The organism is Hydrogenophaga sp. H7 (assembly GCF_002025745.1).
In the GTDB taxonomy this organism is placed as follows: Bacteria; Pseudomonadota; Gammaproteobacteria; order Burkholderiales; family Burkholderiaceae_C; genus Hydrogenophaga; species Hydrogenophaga pseudoflava.
In genome coordinates this window covers 311,579-327,751 of record NZ_MCIC01000018.1, presented here as the reverse complement: position 1 = coordinate 327,751, position 16,173 = coordinate 311,579, and the positions used below count along the sequence as shown (strand labels likewise).

16 protein-coding genes and 1 tRNA gene are annotated in these 16,173 nt (G+C 66.8%); 7 read left to right on the top strand and 10 right to left on the bottom strand.

What is annotated here, in order from left to right:
• Nucleotides 1–3: 3 nt before the first annotated feature.
• From BC358_RS19245 to BC358_RS19230, 4 genes are read left to right on the top strand one after another with little or no spacing between them, the layout of a single operon-like run.
• Nucleotides 4–1,323 carry a pitrilysin family protein gene (locus BC358_RS19245; RefSeq protein WP_079367057.1) on the top strand — a complete coding sequence of 440 codons (1,320 nt, stop codon included), beginning with the start codon at nt 4–6 and terminating at the stop codon, nt 1,321–1,323.
• 17 nt (nt 1,324–1,340) lie between these two features.
• Nucleotides 1,341–1,946: a 16S rRNA (guanine(966)-N(2))-methyltransferase RsmD gene (gene rsmD / locus BC358_RS19240; RefSeq protein ID WP_079367056.1), complete on the top strand. Its 606-nt coding sequence runs from the start codon at nt 1,341–1,343 to the stop codon at nt 1,944–1,946.
• A 50-nt stretch (nt 1,947–1,996) separates the two neighbouring features.
• Entirely contained in the window at nt 1,997–2,500 is a 504-nt protein-coding gene (gene coaD / locus BC358_RS19235) for a pantetheine-phosphate adenylyltransferase (protein WP_079367055.1), read from the top strand.
• A gap of 10 nt (nt 2,501–2,510) precedes the next feature.
• Nucleotides 2,511–2,810 carry a YfhL family 4Fe-4S dicluster ferredoxin gene (locus BC358_RS19230; protein WP_066149543.1) on the top strand — a complete coding sequence of 100 codons (300 nt, stop codon included), beginning with the start codon at nt 2,511–2,513 and terminating at the stop codon, nt 2,808–2,810.
• Here BC358_RS19230 and pth read toward each other — a convergent pair.
• From pth to BC358_RS19195, 7 genes are all read right to left on the bottom strand, one after another.
• Nucleotides 2,759–3,427 (bottom strand): aminoacyl-tRNA hydrolase, encoded by a 669-nt coding sequence (gene pth, locus BC358_RS19225; protein ID WP_066149546.1) that lies wholly within the window; start codon nt 3,425–3,427, stop codon nt 2,759–2,761. The two genes, BC358_RS19230 and pth, sit on opposite strands and share 52 nt — an antisense overlap.
• Before the next feature lie 71 nt (nt 3,428–3,498).
• A complete protein-coding gene (locus BC358_RS19220; RefSeq protein WP_066149549.1) occupies nt 3,499–4,125 on the bottom strand; it encodes a 50S ribosomal protein L25/general stress protein Ctc in 627 nt (208 codons plus the stop codon).
• An 87-nt stretch (nt 4,126–4,212) separates the two neighbouring features.
• Nucleotides 4,213–5,187, bottom strand: a complete 975-nt coding sequence (locus BC358_RS19215) for a ribose-phosphate pyrophosphokinase (protein ID WP_066149552.1) — start codon at nt 5,185–5,187, stop codon at nt 4,213–4,215.
• 79 nt (nt 5,188–5,266) lie between these two features.
• Nucleotides 5,267–5,343: transfer RNA gene (locus BC358_RS19210), tRNA-Gln, on the bottom strand.
• 89 nt (nt 5,344–5,432) lie between these two features.
• On the bottom strand, nt 5,433–6,347 hold the full coding sequence (ispE, locus tag BC358_RS19205) for a 4-(cytidine 5'-diphospho)-2-C-methyl-D-erythritol kinase (protein ID WP_079367054.1): 915 nt from the start codon (nt 6,345–6,347) through the stop codon (nt 5,433–5,435).
• Complete coding sequence (locus tag BC358_RS19200) at nt 6,344–6,835, bottom strand: lipoprotein insertase outer membrane protein LolB (protein WP_079367053.1); 492 nt, start codon at nt 6,833–6,835, stop codon at nt 6,344–6,346. The genes ispE and BC358_RS19200 overlap by 4 nt, the downstream gene beginning before the upstream one ends.
• Nucleotides 6,832–8,421, bottom strand: a complete 1,590-nt coding sequence (locus tag BC358_RS19195; RefSeq protein ID WP_256861583.1) for a tetratricopeptide repeat protein — start codon at nt 8,419–8,421, stop codon at nt 6,832–6,834. Before BC358_RS19195 ends, BC358_RS19200 begins: the two co-directional genes overlap by 4 nt.
• 296 nt (nt 8,422–8,717) lie before the next feature.
• Here BC358_RS19195 and mutM point away from each other — a divergent pair, with 296 nt between their 5' ends.
• From mutM to mutY, 3 genes are read left to right on the top strand one after another with little or no spacing between them, the layout of a single operon-like run.
• A complete protein-coding gene (gene mutM, locus BC358_RS19190) occupies nt 8,718–9,533 on the top strand; it encodes a bifunctional DNA-formamidopyrimidine glycosylase/DNA-(apurinic or apyrimidinic site) lyase (protein ID WP_079367051.1) in 816 nt (271 codons plus the stop codon).
• 50 nt (nt 9,534–9,583) lie between these two features.
• A complete protein-coding gene (locus tag BC358_RS19185) occupies nt 9,584–11,527 on the top strand; it encodes a dynamin family protein (protein ID WP_079367050.1) in 1,944 nt (647 codons plus the stop codon).
• Nucleotides 11,524–12,594: an A/G-specific adenine glycosylase gene (gene mutY / locus BC358_RS19180; RefSeq protein ID WP_079367049.1), complete on the top strand. Its 1,071-nt coding sequence runs from the start codon at nt 11,524–11,526 to the stop codon at nt 12,592–12,594. The genes BC358_RS19185 and mutY overlap by 4 nt, the downstream gene beginning before the upstream one ends.
• A 7-nt stretch (nt 12,595–12,601) precedes the next feature.
• Here the strand turns inward: mutY and rapZ are convergent, their stop codons facing one another.
• From rapZ to BC358_RS19165, 3 genes are read right to left on the bottom strand one after another with little or no spacing between them, the layout of a single operon-like run.
• Entirely contained in the window at nt 12,602–13,540 is a 939-nt protein-coding gene (gene rapZ / locus BC358_RS19175) for an RNase adapter RapZ (RefSeq protein ID WP_079367048.1), read from the bottom strand.
• Nucleotides 13,537–15,183 carry a DNA repair protein RecN gene (recN, locus tag BC358_RS19170; RefSeq protein WP_079367047.1) on the bottom strand — a complete coding sequence of 549 codons (1,647 nt, stop codon included), beginning with the start codon at nt 15,181–15,183 and terminating at the stop codon, nt 13,537–13,539. Before recN ends, rapZ begins: the two co-directional genes overlap by 4 nt.
• Nucleotides 15,184–15,226: 43 nt before the next feature.
• Nucleotides 15,227–16,144: an NAD kinase gene (locus BC358_RS19165; RefSeq protein WP_066149577.1), complete on the bottom strand. Its 918-nt coding sequence runs from the start codon at nt 16,142–16,144 to the stop codon at nt 15,227–15,229.
• Nucleotides 16,145–16,173 lie beyond the last annotated feature (29 nt).

Genomic DNA, 16,173 nt, shown 5'->3' with positions numbered 1-16,173 from the left:
ACGATGAAGAACGTCTTCCGTCTTGTCCTGCTGTGTCTGTTCTGTGCGCCGGCCTGGGCCGTGATTCCGATCCAGCACTGGACCCATGCCAGCGGTGCCCGGGTCTATCTGGTGGCGAGCCCGTCGATCCCGATGCTGGACGTGCAGATCGACTTCGACGGCGGTTCGCGCCGCGATCCCGCCGACCGCGCGGGGCTGGCCACCGCCACCGCCTCGATGGTGTCGGCCGGCGTGGCCGCACAGGGCGCGCAGCCGGCGCTGGATGAGAACGCGCTCAGCGAGGCCTGGGTCGACCTGGGCGCACAGCTGGGCGTGAGCGCGGGGCTGGAACGTTTCAGCGTGTCCCTGCGCACCCTCACCGAACCCGAACTGCTGGAACGCGCCCTGGCGCTTGCGGCCCGCCAGCTGGCCGCACCCGCGTGGCCGGAGGCCGTCTGGCAGCGCGACCGTCAGCGCTGGCTGGGCGCCCTCAAGGAGGCCGAGACGCGACCGGGGACCCACGCCGGGCGTGCGTTTGCCCAGGCGGTGTACGGCGACCACCCTTATGGCCGCGAGGCCACCGCGACCACGCTGGAGTCCATTTCCGTCGACGACATGCGCAGCTTCTACCGACGCCATGCGGCCGCCTGCCGGACCCAGATCGTCATGGTGGGGGCGGTCGACCGCGCCATGGCCGGTCGCATCGCCGACCGCCTCGTGGCGGCCCTGGCCCCGAACGGTTGCGAGACCCTGCCCGCAGTGGCCGAGGTCGCGCCCCTGGCGGGCGCCGTCGAGCGGCGCATTCCCTTCGACGCCGCACAGGCCCAGGTGCTGATCGGCCAGCCGGGCCACCGGCGCAACGACCCGGACTTTTTCCCGCTGTTCATCGGCAACTACATCCTGGGCGGTGGCGGCTTCGTCTCGCGCCTGACCACCGAGGTGCGCGAAAAGCGCGGTCTGAGCTACAGCGCCTACAGCTACTTCGCGCCTGGCCTGCACGCCGGCGCCTTCCAGCTCGGCCTGAGCACGCGACCGGACCAGGCGGATCAGGCGATCCAGGTGGCGCGCGAGGTCGTGCGCCGCTTCGTCGCCGACGGCCCCGCCGAGGCGGAACTGCAGGCCGCCAAGGACTACCTGGTCAACGGTTTCGCCCTGCGGTTTGACAGCAACCGAAAGCTGCTGGACAACGTGGCCAACATCGCCTGGAACGGCCTGCCGCTGGACTACCTGGAGAGCTGGACCCGCCGCGTCGAGGCGGTGACGGCGGCCGACATCCGGCGGGCGTTTGCGCGCGTGCTGCAGCCTGAGCGCATGGTGACGGTAGTCGTCGGCGCCAAGCCCTGACTGGTTAAGCTCGGCGCATGAACAAAGCACCGCCACGCCCCGCAGCCCAGGCCGCGCATGAGGTCCGCATCATTGGCGGCCTGTGGAAACGAAGCAAGCTGCCGGTGGCCGACCGGCCCGGCCTGCGGCCCACGCCTTCGCGCGTGCGCGAGACGCTCTTCAACTGGCTGGGCCAGGACCTGAGCGGATGGCGCTGCCTGGATGCGTTCGCAGGCACGGGTGCACTCGGGCTGGAGGCCGGTTCGCGCGGCGCAGCCGAGGTGACGCTGGTGGAGCAGGATCCGGCGCTGTGCAAGTCCCTGCAGGCCACCGTGCAGCGGCTCAAGGCGGGGTCGGTGCGCGTGGAGCGTGGCGATGGCGTGGCCTCGCTGCGCCAGCGGGCCGGGCAGGGGCTGGACCTGGTGTTCCTCGACCCGCCGTTCGGCGATGGCGGCAACGAGGTCCTGTTCGGCACGGCGCTGCGCCTGGCCCGCCTGGTGGTGGCCGACAACGGCCTGATCTACCTCGAGGCGCCGCGCACCTGGGGTGACGACGAGCTGGCGCAGATCGGCCTGCAGACGCACCGCCACGGCCGGGCCGGGCAGGTGCATTTCCACCTCCTGCGCCCCTTGCCGCCTCAGTGACAAGCGGTGGGGGCAGGGACCGCGGGTGACCCTTGGCCGATAATCCCGCCATGTCCGATTCCGCCTCTCCCTCTCGCCGCATCGCGGTCTACAGCGGCACCTTCGACCCGCTCACGCTCGGTCATGAGGACGTGGTGCGCCGCGCCGCCGGCCTGTTCGACGAACTGATCCTGGCCGTGGCCATCGCTCACCACAAGAAGACGCGCTTCTCGCTGCACGAGCGCATGGAGATGGCGGCGGAGGCAATGGCCGGCCTGCCGGTGCGAGTGCTGCCGTTCGACGGGCTCATCATGGACTTCTGTCGGGAGCAGGGCGCCTGCGCCGTGGTGCGCGGCATCCGCAACATGACCGACTTTGACTACGAAGCCCAGATGGCGGCCATGAACCGCAAGCTGCTGCTCACCGTGGAAACCGTGTTCCTGTTGCCGCAGGCCGAACTGCAGTGCATCTCCAGCACCCTGGTGCGCGAAATATCGACGCTGGGGGGCGATGTGTCGCAGATGGTCAGTCCGGGTGTGGCTGCCCGCCTCAGACCGCAACCTCTTCAGGCGTGAGGACAGCATCATGGCCCTGATGATCACCGCCGAGTGCATCAACTGCGACGTCTGCGAGCCCGAATGCCCCAACCAGGCGATCTCGATGGGCGAGGACTTCTACCAGATCGACCCCAACCGCTGCACCGAATGCGTGGGGCATTTCGACGAGCCGCAGTGCGTGCAGGTGTGCCCGGTCGAGTGCATCCCGGTCGACCCCGCCCACACCGAGAACCACGAGACGCTGTGGCAGAAGTACCAGCGCCTGCAGGCGGCCGGTCAGTCGCTGGCGTCGCCCGGCCCGGCGGTGTTGCCGCCTTCCGCTGGCTGAGCCGGGGTTGCCGCCGGCACTGGCTTCGGTGGTTTGGGGCGTGGAGGCTTGCTGGTGTGGATCAGGGCCGTGGCCTTGTCCATATTCCCCGCGATCAGCTGCGGCAGTGCCTTGAGTGAACGGTCCAGCGCCTGCACGATGGCGATGCGGTCGTCCAGCGATGGCTTCTTGAGAACCCAGTTCGCGACCTCGTTCCGGTTGCCAGGGTGGCCGATACCGATTCGCAGCCGCCAGTAGTCGGCACTGCCCAGCTGGGCGTGGATGTCGCGCAGGCCGTTGTGGCCGGCGTGGCCACCGCCCTTTTTGAGCTTGGCCTCGCCCGGCGGCAGGTCCAGTTCGTCGTGCACCACCAGCACCTCTTCAGGCGCGATCTTGAAGAAGCGCGCGAGCGAAGCCACCGACTTGCCCGACAGGTTCATGTAGGTCTGCGGCTCCACCAGCCAGACGCTCTGGCCGGCCACGTTGGCCCGAGCCACGAGTCCGAAATGGCCGCGCTCCATCTGCAGCGACGTCTTTAGCAGGCGCGCCGCCTCGTCCACGAACCAGAAGCCTGCGTTGTGGCGGGTGTCGGCGTATTCGGGGCCTGGATTGCCCAGGCCGGCGATGAGTCGGATCATGGCGTTGGATTATCAGGGGCACCAAAGACAAAGGCCCGCATGGAGCGGGCCTTTGAGAGGGGGACCAAGAATTACTTCTTGCCCTTGCCCTTCTTCTTGTCGTCGGCGGCAGCGACCACGGGAGCGGCCACCACTTCTTCCACCGGCTCAACGACTGTGGCGATGGTGATGTCCTTGCGGCCGTGGGTCACGATCTTCACGCCAGCGGGCAACTTCAGGTCGCCAGTGTGGATGGTGGCACCCTTTTCGGCGGAGCTGAGGTCGACCTCGATGAATTCCGGCAGTTGCATGGCCAGGCATTCGATCTCGATCTCGGTCACGATGTGGTTGACCAGGCACTTGTCGGTCTTGACAGCCGGCGAGTTCTCTTCGCCCACGAAGTGGATCGGCACCTTCTTGTGCAGGCGGGTCTTTTCGTCCACGCGCTGGAAGTCCACGTGCAGGACTTGCGGCTTGTAGGGGTGGTACTGCACATCGCGCAGCAGAACCTTCTGGACCTTGCCGGCCAGCTCCATGTCCAGGATGGAGGCGTGGAAGGCTTCCTTCTTCAGGGCGTGCCACAGCGCGTTGTGATCGACTTCGATCGTCACGGGCGCGGTGTCACCACCGAAAACGATACCGGGCGCGCGACCGGTGATGCGCAGACGGCGGCTCGCACCCGTACCCTGCTTGGCGCGCTCAAAAGCGACGAATTGCATGACTGACTCCAGTGGAGGGGTTCCGCGACCAGAACGCCTCAGGTTGAAAAAGGCCGCACCACATGGCACGACCTGGCTTTTGTTGCCTCAGAACAGGTTGTCCTGATCGGCGAACAAACTCATGACCGACTCGCCCGAGGCAATGCGCGCGATGGTCTCGGCCATCAGAGGCGCCACGGAGAGCTGGCGGATCTTGGCGCAGGCCTGGGCGGCCTGCGACAGGGGGATGGTGTTGGTCACGACAACCTCGTCCAGGGCCGAGCCCTTGGCGATGCGGTCGATGGCCGGTCCCGAGAAGATGGCGTGCGTGCAGTAGGCGTAGACGTGCTTGGCGCCCCGCTCCTTGAGCACTTCGGCGGCTTTGACCAGCGTGCCGGCGGTGTCGATCATGTCGTCCATGATCACGCAGTTGCGGCCCTCGATGTCGCCGATCACGTGCATCACTTCCGACACGTTGGCCTTGGGGCGGCGCTTGTCGATGATGGCCATGTCGCAGCCCAGCTGCTTGGCCAGCGCACGGGCACGCACCACGCCACCGACGTCGGGCGAAACCACCAGCAGGTCTTCGTAGTTCTTTTGGCGCAGGTCGCCCAGCAGAACCGGGGAGGCATAGATGTTGTCGACCGGAATGTCGAAGAAGCCCTGGATCTGGTCGGCGTGCAGGTCCATGGTCAGAACCCGGTTCACACCGACGGTCTGCAGCATATTGGCCACGACCTTGGCCGAGATCGGCACACGGCTGGAGCGCGGGCGGCGGTCCTGGCGGGCATACCCGAAGTAGGGGATCACGGCCGAGATGCGTGCGGCGGAGGCCCGTTTGAGCGCGTCGACCATGATGATGAGTTCCATCAGGTTCTCATTCGTCGGCGCGCAGGTCGACTGGATCACGAACACGTCGCGAGCCCGCACGTTCTGGGTGATCTCGACCGTGACCTCTCCGTCCGAGAAACGACCTACATTGGCCGCACCCAGTTGGGTGTTGAGGTGCTGGGCAATCTCGGCCGCGAGGACCGGGTTGGCATTGCCGGTGAAGATCATGAAATCAGGGGGCTGAACTTGCATGGTGTTCCCGGCTGTTTCAACGACCAGTGCGCTGGCCGACAGCGGCGCGGCCGCTGGGTGTGTGGTTCAAAAAAATGGGTGGCAGGGGAGGAAGGACTCGAACCCTCGCATGCCGGAATCAAAATCCGGTGCCTTTACCAACTTGGCGACTCCCCTACTCAGGACATTCGTGAGGCTTGCGCTTCACGAACACCCGAAAAATGTCGCTGGTCACACATCCGTTGACCGGGCTGACCGACCCGATTTTACCCGGGACACCAGTCCAGCAATGGATGTGCATCCATGTTGCTGCATTCACGGACCGTCCAGTCGGCTGGAGCGCCAGAAAGGTCCGTTGCCTGCGGCAATTGCGCAAACACCGCGGTACCAGAACCGGTCATCCGTCCGTGGAGACCACGGGCCGACAGCCATTCCAGGCATCGCACCACGTCGGGACACAGTGTCTGTGCCACCGGCTGCAGGTCGTTGTGTCCGAAATCCAGAATTTTCTGAAGATCGCAGGCGATGCGGGCATCGCTATTCAACCGTTCTGCATTGGTGTTTGCAGCAAAGCCTTGGAGTATAGCAGTTTTTGTGTCGCGTTGAAGTTCTGGCGAACTGAAAATTGCGGGCGTCGACGCGCCGGTGGGTGGCTTGACCACCACGAAGCGGGCGGACGGCAGCGACACCGGGGTGAGCTGTTCACCCACGCCCTCGACCCAGGCGTTGTGGCCGCCGAGGAAGAACGGAACGTCGGCGCCCAGCTTCAGGCCGATTCTGGAGAGTTCCCTCCGTGTCAGTCCGAGCCCCCAGAGCCTGTTGAGCGCGAGCAGGCAGGTCGCTGCATCCGAGGAACCGCCTCCCATACCCGCTTCGGCAGGAATGCGCTTGTCTAGACGGATGTGGACGCCCAATGTACACCCCGTCGCTTCCTGGAGCGCCCGGGCAGCACGGACGCACAGGTCCTCAGGCGGCAGGCCGGGGAGGGTGTCTTCCCTGCTGATCCGGCCGTCCGGGCGCAGCTCAAAGTCCAGAAGGTCCACCCAGTCGATCAGCATGAACACCGACTGAAGGAGGTGATAACCATCGGCGCGGCGGCCCGTGACGTGCAGGAACAGGTTCAGCTTGGCCGGGGCGGGCACACCCTCCAGGCGTTGAAGCGGTTCGGTTTTTGGGGTCATGGCTGGAAAACCAGGCGCAGTTCGGCCGTGGGCAGGGGTTGAAGCCGGCGCGCAACCACGCGTCCTTCGCTGTGGCGGCTGAGATCTGCATTCCAGCCACTGGCATCGGCGGTCTGACCTTGCAGCCAGCCGAAGAGCGCGGCCACGGGCAAGGGGGTGCCTCCGAGGTCCGCCGTAAGTTCGTCCAGAGAGGGGCGGCGGGTGAGTTGTACGCCCTGTCGCAGCTCGGCGCCCTGCGGCGACCAGTGCACCGATGCCAGCACCGTTCCCAGCGGAGAGGTCAGCTGCAGTTCGCCCGCAGCAGGGGCTCCACGAAGTTCGAATCCGGCGGAATACGACTGCGGCGGCTCGCTGTGAACAGTCAACGCCAGGCGACCGCTCCAGAACGAGGTGTCCTTCGACGCTTTCGGTCGGGAGGTTGCACAACCCGCAAGCGTCATCGCCACCACACCCAGAAGGGCGAGGCGTCCACGATCCGCCCTGGTCATGGCTTGACGCGCAGACGCTGAAGGGTGTTTTGCAGCGTCTCGTTGTCGCTGGCCAGTAGCAGCCCCTCGCGCCAGATCTTCATGGCCTTGTCCCTATCGCCGCTGACCCACAGCACCTCGCCCAGGTGGGCAGCGATTTCCGCATCGGGGCGTTTGTCAAAGGCGGCCTGCAGGATCTGCAGGGCTCGGGCGATGTTGCCGTCGCGGAACTCCACCCAGCCCAGGCTGTCCTGGATGTAGGCGTCGTCGGGCGCCATGGACACGGCTTTTTCGATCAGCTGCCTTGCTTCGGTCAGGCGAAGGCCACGATCGGCCAAAGAGTAGCCCAGTGCGTTGTAGGCATGGTGGTGGTCAGGCTTGAGTTCGATCACCTGGCGGAACAGGCGCTCCATGTCGTCGATGCGGTTGAGCTTCTCCGCCATCATGGCCTGGTCGTAGATCAGGTCGCTGTCCTTCGGAAACCGGATGACCGCCTCGCCGTAGAGCTCGTAGGCCTGCTCCCATTGCTTGAAATCCCGCAACAGCTGCGCCTCGGCCACAAATTTCAGACGCGCATCCTCGGGGCGCCGCTCGGGGTGGTTGCGCAACAGTGCCCGGGCACGGTCCATCTGCCCCTGGTGGGCCAGCAGCGAGGCGCGGCGCATCTGTGCTGCCATGATGTCGTCGGCGTTCTCGATCCGGTCCAGCCAGGCGTTTGCCGCCTGAAAGTCTTTCTGCTGTTCGGCGATCTGGGCCATCAGCAGATAGGCCTGCGTCAGGCCGCGCGCGGCCCGCTCGTCACCAGACTGGCGTGCCAGGCCCATGTAGGTCTGCAGGGACTGCGTGGCGGCGGGCAGGCGTTTGTCTTGCACCTGCAGCGCTGCCAGCAGCAGCCAGGGTTCCATGGCCTCGGGCTGGATGCGGGTCAGGTTTTCCAGCAGGTTGCGCGCTTCTGCGTGGCGCTGAAGATCGAACAGGATTCGGGCATAGCCAAGTGCCACGGGGGCGGGACTGCCCGCCACCGGTGGGCTGGCTTTCAGCTGGCCACGAACCACGGCTTCCGCTGCAGTCTGCCCGCGTTCCATGAGGTCCAGGGCGAGCAGGGCGGGAAATGGCGAGGACTGGTCGGCGGCGTGCCCGTTCTGGGCGGATGTAAGCGCCTGGGTGGGCTGGTTGTTGCCCAGCTCCATGGCGCCGATCGTGGTCCATGCCGCTGCGGCATGCGGTCCCTGTTTGATCGCTGGAGCGAGGGCTTCGCGCACCACCTGAAGGGCGGCAGCCTTGTCCGCCACCCGTCCGTAGATGCGGGGGATTCCGTTGATGGCGTCGTTGCGGGATGCGGCAGGGGCCTGGTCGAGCAGGCGGCGCAGAACCGGACCGGTTTCGCCCACGCGGTTGAGCGCCAGCAGAATCTCGAGTTCGAAGCGGTCGGCCTCGGGTGAAACCGGGATGGCCTGCGACCATGCGCGCGCTGCTGCCAGCGCCGCGTCGCCCGAACGGGCCTGCAGGGCAATTTCCACGGCTCGGCGGAACAGGTCGGGGTCGTTCTGCTTGCGGGCAGCGTCCAGGATCAGCGAGTAACCGGTGCCGGGCTCACCGGAGGACACATTGAGCTCTCCGAGCAGCAGCTGATAGAACAAAGGAGCAGAAAGCGCGGAGTTGGCCGCCGGAGGCTCTGCAGGTGGACTGTCCTGGGCCAGCGCCAAGGTCGGCAGACCCGCCAGGAGGCCGAGACACAGCACTGCTTGTTGTACTGTCCGGATGCTCCGACGTTGCGGGCTGTGGTGGCTGCGGTCGGGCGGAGTATTCATCGAGCTCATGATAATGGAAGGGTCCAGGTCGGCAGGTCTGGGATTCCGGTGCCCGGTCGGGCGTTCCCTTCACCGTCAGAAATCACCAAGCCATGCCTGAACTGCCCGAAGTCGAGGTCACCCGCCGCAGCTTTGCTGACCGCATCGCTGGCGCGGAGATCCGGGCTGCGCTGATGGGCAAACCCCTGCGTTGGCCTTTGGGGGTCGATCCCACGATGCTGACCGGCCGCCATGTCCTGGCGGTCGGGCGTCGCGGGAAGTACCTGCTGATTCACCTGGATCAGGGGGTGCTGCTCGTTCATCTGGGCATGTCCGGTAGCCTTCAGTTCGCCAGCGAGCTGCCCGAGCGGGGTGTTCACGATCATTTCGAGCTTCACACCTCCCGGGGCGTGCTGCGTCTGCACGATCCCCGGCGGTTTGGTGCCGTGGTGCTGGTCGACTCGATGGAGGATCCGCGGGCCCGCAAGCTGCTGGACGGGCTGGGGGTCGAGCCTCTGGAGCCCGGGTTCGAGCCGGTCGGGTTTCACATGGCCTTGCAACAGCGGCGTGCCAGTATCAAGCAGGTGCTTCTGGCCGGTGATGTGGTGGTCGGCGTGGGCAACATCTACGCTTCCGAGGCCTTGTTCATGGCCGGCATTCGTCCGACGGTCCGCGCCGACCGCCTGAGCCGCCCGCGCGCGACCCGCCTGCATGGGGCGATCGTCCATGTGCTCCAGCGCGCGCTGGCGCTGGGGGGCAGCACGCTGCGCGATTTTTCCAGCGCAGATGGCCAGAGCGGCTACTTTCAGATGGACGCCATGGTCTACGGTCGGGAGGGGCAGCCCTGCAGGGCGTGTGGCACCCCGATACGGCAGCTGCGCCAGGGACAACGCTCGACCTATTTCTGTCCCCGTTGCCAGAAGCCGTGAGCGAGACGGGCGCGATGCTATATTGAATGGATTCACTCCCCCACCGGCCCATGAGCTTCAACCAGGAATTCGACGACCACGGCGTCTGGCGCAGGCAGTTTGCGTTGCGCCTCAAGCTCATGTCCGAATGGCTGCAGGACCACGAGTTGCTGGAGGCAGGGGTTCGCGAGCGGTTGGACCAGCTGCACGCGCAGGTCCGCAACGACAAGATCATGGTTGCGTTCGTGGCCGAGTTCTCGCGGGGCAAGTCCGAACTGATCAACGCGGTGTTTTTCGCGGGCTACGGACGCCGGATCATGCCGGCCAGTGCGGGCCGCACCACCATGTGCCCCACCGAGCTGGGCTACGACTCGGAAGTCCCGCCCTGCCTGCGCCTGTTGCCCATCGAGACCCGTTTGCAGTCCAAATCACTGCTGGAATGGCGCAACGCGCCGGACAAGTGGGAGCGGGTTGATCTGGACGTCAACGATCCCCAGCAGCTGGCCCGCGCCATCCAGAAGGTGGCCGAGGTGCGCCGGGTGACCCGTTCGGAAGCGACCGCGCTGGGTTTCTGGAACGATGAGTTGCCGGACGACAACCCTGTGATGGGCTCCGACGGGATGATCGAGGTGCCCAAGTGGCGGCATGCGCTGATCAACATGGCCCACCCGCTGCTCAAGCAGGGGCTGGTGATTCTGGACACACCGGGGCTGAACGCGATCGGAGCCGAGCCGGAGTTGACGGTGAGCCTGCTGCCCCAGGCGCACGCCGTGGTGTTCATCCTAGGGGCGGACACCGGCGTGACCAAATCGGACCTCGCCATCTGGCGCCAGCACATCGCCGGGCTCCCCGAAGGCCAGGCCAGCCGGCTGGTGGTGCTCAACAAGATCGACACGATGTGGGACGCGCTGAGCACCCCCGAGCAGGTGCAGCTGCAGATCGCCGCACAGCGCACCGAATCGGCCGATGTGCTGGGTCTGTCGCCGCTGCAGGTGATCGCGGTGTCCGCACAGAAGGGGTTGCTGGCCAAGGTCAGCCGGGACGAACGCCTGCTGCAGGCGAGCAACCTGATGGAACTGGAAACCGCGCTGGGCGTCGACCTGCTGGGCCAGCGCCGCCGGATTCTGGGCGCGGCGGTGGCCAGCGCGATGCAGGCTCTGCGCCAGGAGACCGGGCGTCTGGTGCACACCCGTGCCCGTGACCTGGTCGAGCAGGTCCAGGAACTCGAAGGCCTGCGCGGCAAGAACGCCGGGGTGATCAAGCAGATGCGGCTGCGCATCGAACAGGAGCAGGCCGAGTTCGATGCCAGTGGGGCCAAGATCCAGGCCGTGCGCTCGGTGCATCTGCGGCTGCTCAAGCACCTGTTCTCGCTGCTTGGACACTCCCATCTCAAGTCGCGGGTGACGGAACTGGCGCGGGCACTGAAGCAGCCCGGCATCAAGCTGGGCGTGCGCCGTGCCTACGGGCACACCTTCGAACTCCTGAGGGCCGACCTTCTGAAGGCAGATCAGCTTGCGTCTGAAATCCAGTCGATGCTCGAAGGCAGTTTCAAGGGGCTCAACGCCGAGTACGGCTTCTCCCTGCAGCCGCCCACGCCGCCGCAGCTTCAGCAGTACCTGAAAGACCTGGAGCTCATTGAAAAGAGCCACCTGCAGTACCTCAGTCTGGGCAACGCCCTGCGGCTCGCCCAGCCCGAGTTCGGCGAGCGCCTGGCGCGGGCGCTGATGAGCCGGTTGCGGGTGGTCTACGACACGGCGGTCAACGCCGTGGAACTGTGGAACAAGTCGGCCGCGGCCCAGCTGGATGCCCAACTGCGCGAGCGCCGCCGCAACTTCAGTCGACGCATTGAGGCGGTGTCGCGCATCCAGCAGGCCGCCAGCGGGCTGGACGAGCGGATTCGCGAGTTGCAGTCCCAGCAGGCCGATCTCAACCTGGTCGACGCCAAGCTGGTGGAGCTGACAGGCCAGTTGCTGGAATCTCCCGAGGCAGCCCAGGCCGAAGTCGTCGAGGCATGAAGGTTTCAGGCCCGGTGAGCGCCGGTTTTGCGCCGGCCCTGGTGCAATGGCAGCGACGCGACGGGCGGCATGGCCTGCCCTGGCAGGGCACCCGCGATCCCTACCGCGTGTGGTTGTCCGAAATCATGCTGCAGCAGACCCAGGTGAGCACCGTCCTGGGCTACTACCCGCGCTTCCTCGACCGGTTTCCCGATGTGCATGCCCTCGCCGCGGCATCCGAGGACGAGGTGATGTCCATGTGGAGCGGGCTGGGGTACTACAGTCGCGCCCGCAACCTGCACCGCTGTGCCTGCACCGTGGTGTCCGAGCACGGAGGGAGCTTCCCTGCCACGTCGTCGGTGCTGGCCACCCTGCCTGGCATCGGGGATTCCACCGCCGCGGCGATTGCGGCTTTCTGTCACGGTGAACGGGTGTCCATTGCCGATGGCAACGTGCGTCGGGTGCTCAGCCGCCTGCTGGCCTTCGAGGGGGATCTCTCACAGGCCCGAGCCCAACGGGAGCTGTGGCAACTGGCCCAGTCGCTGTTGCCCGAGCGCCCTTCGGCGGACGACATGGTGGCCTATACCCAGGGCCTCATGGATCTGGGGGCCGGTGTGTGCACGCTCCGGCAGCCCGCCTGCGAACGCTGCCCTGTGGCTGCGCTCTGCGAGGCGCGCCGATCAGGCACCACCGACCGGTTCCCGGTGAAGACGAAGCGGGTCGCACGTCGACACGAGAGCTGGTGGCTGCTGGTATTGCGCAAGACCGAGGCGGGGCAGTTGTCCATCTGGCTGGAGCGGCGGCCGCCGCGCGGCATCTGGGCAGGCCTGCACTGTGTGCCGGTGGCTGGAGACGACGCCCAGGCGCTGGCGGTGGCGGGTGAGCACGCGGGAGCGGCCCGGCACCTGCCTGCGCTGGCCCATGCGCTCACCCACCGCGAGCTGCGGCTGCATCCGGTGCTGGTCGATCTTGTTCCGGGCGCGGCGGAGCCGGTGATCCCGAACGGTCGCTGGGTGCCGATGGAGCAACTGAGCGACGTTGGTCTGCCCGCGCCGGTTCGAAGCCTGCTGCTGCAGCTTCCCGACTGAGGCTCGGTCAGGGGCTGGCTGAAGCGGAGCGCGCCGGTGGCGTGGGCCAGCCATCGATTTCGCGGTGGCGCAGCCGCGTGGACCAGGCGCTGGAAAAGGCCTTGGCCAGGCGTTCCACGAGGTACACCGACCGGTGCTGTCCACCCGTGCACCCGATGGCCACGGTGACGTAGCTCCGGTGATCGTCGAGCATGTGCGGCAGCCAGTGGCGCAGGAAGGTGTCGATCTGCTCTTGCATCGCCGTCACTTCGGCATGGCGCGCCAGGAAGGCCGCCACGGGCTCGTCTCGTCCGGTAAGCGGGCGCAGGTCGGGTTCGTAGTGCGGGTTGGGCAGCATGCGCACGTCGAACACGAAATCGGCGTCCATCGGAATGCCGCGCTTGAAGGCGAACGACTCGAACACCAGGGTGAGCGGGGCCTGCTGGGCGCCGATCAGCTCCTTGATGTGGCTGCGCAGTTGTGCCGGCCGGATCAGGCTGGTGTCGAGCACCTGGGCGCGGTCGCGCAGCTCCGACAGCAGCTCGCGCTCATATTCGATGGCGTCCGTGAGCGCCCGGTGCTCGTCGTTGGACGGCTTGAGCGACAGCGGGTGGCGGCGGCGCGTTTCGGAGAAGCGCCGCACCAGCGTGTCGGTGGTAGCGTCCAGGAACACCGTGGTGAGGTGGACATCCTGCCCGGGCTGGTGCCGGATCTCGGCCAGGCGCGCGGGCAGCCCGGGCAGCGAGGCCGCGCTGCGCACGTCCATCGCAATCGCCACCTTGCTGGCACGGTGGCTCTGCTCCAGGGCGATGAACGAGGCCAGCAACTCGGGCGGCAGGTTGTCGACGCAGTAGTAGCCGAGGTCTTCCAGCGCGGTCAGGGCGATCGATTTGCCCGAGCCGGACATGCCGGTGATCAGCACCAGCTCAATCGGCTTGAGGGGTTGGGCGGGGTCCGGCGTGTTCATGCGGTCAGCAGTTCTCGGGCGTGTGCCAGCGACACTTCCGAGCGGTCGTTGCCTCCGAGCATGCGCGCCAGTTCGCTCACACGTTGTTCGTGCGTGATCGGGGTGACGGTGCTGTGCGTGACCGAACCGCTCTGGCGCTTGCTCACCAGCAGGTGGTGGTCCCCGCAGGCAGCGACCTGGGGCAGGTGGGTGACGGCCAGCACCTGGCGGTCGCGGCCCAGCTGGCGCAGCAGTTGCCCCACGGTGTGCGCCACGGCACCACCGATGCCCGAGTCGACCTCGTCGAAGATCAGGGTCGGTGCCTGCCCCAGCCGGCTGGTGACCACCGAGATCGCCAGGGCAATGCGCGAGAGCTCACCGCCCGAGGCCACCTTGCCGACCGGGCGCGGGCTCACGCCGGCATGACCCGCCACCAGGAACTCGACCTGTTCCCAGCCGTGCGCCTGCGGTTCTTCCAGCTTCTGCAGGCCCACCTCGAAACGGCCTCCCTGCATGCCCAGGGTCTGCATGGCCTCGGTGACCGCCCGGGACAGCTTGGGCGCCGCCTGCTGGCGCAGCTTGCCCAGGCGCTTGATTTCAACCTCGAAAGCGCCCCAGGCCTTGCGCTCCGCCGCGCGCAGGGCGTCCAGATCCATGGCCTGGTCGACGCTTTCGAGCTCCTGCTTCCAGCCCGCGAGCAACTCGGCCAGCTCTTCGGGCGGCCGGCGGTAGCGGCGGGCCAGCGACATCCATTGCGACAGGCGCTGATCCAGTGCCTCCAGCCCCGATGGGTCCAGATCGGTGTGGCGTGCGTAGTGGTGCAGGCTGTGCACCGTGTCCTGCACCTGGGCCAGGGCCGCCTGCAGCGCCTCGATGGCGTCGTTGAAGGCCGGTTCCAGGTGGGCCTGCGCCTGCAGCGCGGACAGCGCCCGGTGGATCAGCGACGCGGCGCTGCTGTCCTCATCGTCCAGTGCCGCAGCGGCTTCGCGTGCTGCGTCCATCAGGCCCTGCGCATTGGCCAGGCGGCTGTGCTGCGCGTTGATGTCTTCCCATTCGCCGGGTTGGGGCTGCAGCTTGTCGAGTTCACCGATCTGCCAGGCCAGTCGCTCGCTTTCCTGCTGCAGTGTGTTCTGGCGCTCGGCCGCACTCTCCAGCGCCTTGCGGGCCTGGCGCCAGTCGGACCATAGCGACGCCGCCGCCGTAGCGTCGACGCCGGCGTAAGCGTCCAGCAGGCCGCGCACGGCTTCTGCGCGCGTCAGGCTCTGCCAGGCGTGCTGACCGTGGATGTCGACAAGGTGATCGGCCAGGGCCTTGAGCTGGGCCATCGTGGCCGCGCTGCCGTTGATCCAGCCGCGGCTGCGCCCTTCGGTGTCGACGGTGCGGCGCAGCAGCAGGCTGTCGTCGGCAGCGGCAAAGCCCTGCTCATCCAGCCAGGGCCGCAGAGAAGCAGGCAGGTCGAATTCGGCGGCGATCTCGCAGCGCGTGGCGCCTTCGCGCACCACGCCGCTGTCGGCGCGCGCACCGAGTGCCAGCTGCAAAGCGTCGATGAGGATCGACTTGCCGGCACCGGTTTCGCCGGTGAGCACGTTGAAGCCCTGGTCCAGATCGAGGTCCAGCGAGGGCACGATGACGAAGTCACGCAAGACGATGCGTCGGAGGCTCATGGCTTCGGAACAAACGAAAGGAAGGCGGCTATTTTGACCGCTCTCAGGCGCCCTCGTTCCAGTGCAGCTTCTTGCGCAGGGTGTCGAAGTAGCTCCAGCCCAACGGATGCAGCAGCCGCAGCGTGTGTTCCGAGCGGCGCACGACGATGCGGTCACCGTGGAGCAGGCTGGTGAGTGACTGCATGTCGAAGTTGGCGCTGGCGTCCTTGCCCGAGACGATCTCGACCGCCACTTCGCAGTGCGAGGGCAGCACGATGGGCCGGTTGGACAGCGTGTGCGGTGCAATCGGCACCATGATCCAGCCGCCCACAGACGGGTGCAGCAGCGGGCCACCGGCCGACAGCGCGTAAGCGGTGGATCCGGTGGAGGTGGCGATGATCAGACCGTCGGCGCGCTGGTTGGCCACGAAATGACCGTCCACCTCCACCCGCAGTTCGATCATGCTGGCCACGCCGGCCCGGTTGACGACCACATCGTTCAGTGCCGTCGCCTCGAACACGCAGCGGCCGTCGCGCCAGACGCTGGCCGCCAGCAGCGACCTGGGGTCTTCCTCGAACTCGCCGCGCAGGATGGCCCGCAGGTTGTCCTGGTAGGCGCCCAGTGGAATGTCTGTGATGAAACCCAGGCGCCCCTGGTTGATGCCCACCAGGGGCACGCCATAGCGGGCCAGTTGCCGACCAATGCCCAGCATGGTGCCGTCGCCGCCGAGCACCAGCGCCAGGTCGATGGACCGGCCCATGGCAGGGACGTCCAGCGCCGGGTATTGCAGCAGGCCGGTGTTGAGCGCGGTGTCCCGCTCCAGCGAGACGTCGCATCCTTCGTCATGCAGGAACTCGGCCAGTGTCTCGACCACCTTGCCAGAGCCGGGTGCCTGGTACTTGCCGACGATGGCCACATGGGCGAATCGCAGGTGGCGCTTCGGCGCAGAGGCCTCGTGGCGGCGGGTGTCTGGCTGGGTCATGTGCAAATTACAACATAGGGGGAAAGGGC

Bases quoted from the DNA above. Each gene is read 5' to 3' on its own strand.
- BC358_RS19245 (WP_079367057.1), top strand. From the start codon at position 4: ATGAAGAACGTCTTCCGTCTTGTCCTGCTGTGTCTGTTCTGTGCGCCG.
- rsmD (WP_079367056.1), top strand. From the start codon at position 1,341: ATGAACAAAGCACCGCCACGCCCCGCAGCCCAGGCCGCGCATGAGGTC.
- coaD (WP_079367055.1), top strand. From the start codon at position 1,997: ATGTCCGATTCCGCCTCTCCCTCTCGCCGCATCGCGGTCTACAGCGGC.
- BC358_RS19230 (WP_066149543.1), top strand. From the start codon at position 2,511: ATGGCCCTGATGATCACCGCCGAGTGCATCAACTGCGACGTCTGCGAG.
- pth (WP_066149546.1), bottom strand. From the start codon at position 3,427: ATGATCCGACTCATCGCCGGCCTGGGCAATCCAGGCCCCGAATACGCC.
- BC358_RS19220 (WP_066149549.1), bottom strand. From the start codon at position 4,125: ATGCAATTCGTCGCTTTTGAGCGCGCCAAGCAGGGTACGGGTGCGAGC.
- BC358_RS19215 (WP_066149552.1), bottom strand. From the start codon at position 5,187: ATGCAAGTTCAGCCCCCTGATTTCATGATCTTCACCGGCAATGCCAAC.
- ispE (WP_079367054.1), bottom strand. From the start codon at position 6,347: ATGACCCCAAAAACCGAACCGCTTCAACGCCTGGAGGGTGTGCCCGCC.
- BC358_RS19200 (WP_079367053.1), bottom strand. From the start codon at position 6,835: ATGACCAGGGCGGATCGTGGACGCCTCGCCCTTCTGGGTGTGGTGGCG.
- mutM (WP_079367051.1), top strand. From the start codon at position 8,718: ATGCCTGAACTGCCCGAAGTCGAGGTCACCCGCCGCAGCTTTGCTGAC.
- BC358_RS19185 (WP_079367050.1), top strand. From the start codon at position 9,584: ATGAGCTTCAACCAGGAATTCGACGACCACGGCGTCTGGCGCAGGCAG.
- mutY (WP_079367049.1), top strand. From the start codon at position 11,524: ATGAAGGTTTCAGGCCCGGTGAGCGCCGGTTTTGCGCCGGCCCTGGTG.
- rapZ (WP_079367048.1), bottom strand. From the start codon at position 13,540: ATGAACACGCCGGACCCCGCCCAACCCCTCAAGCCGATTGAGCTGGTG.
- recN (WP_079367047.1), bottom strand. From the start codon at position 15,183: ATGAGCCTCCGACGCATCGTCTTGCGTGACTTCGTCATCGTGCCCTCG.
- BC358_RS19165 (WP_066149577.1), bottom strand. From the start codon at position 16,144: ATGACCCAGCCAGACACCCGCCGCCACGAGGCCTCTGCGCCGAAGCGC.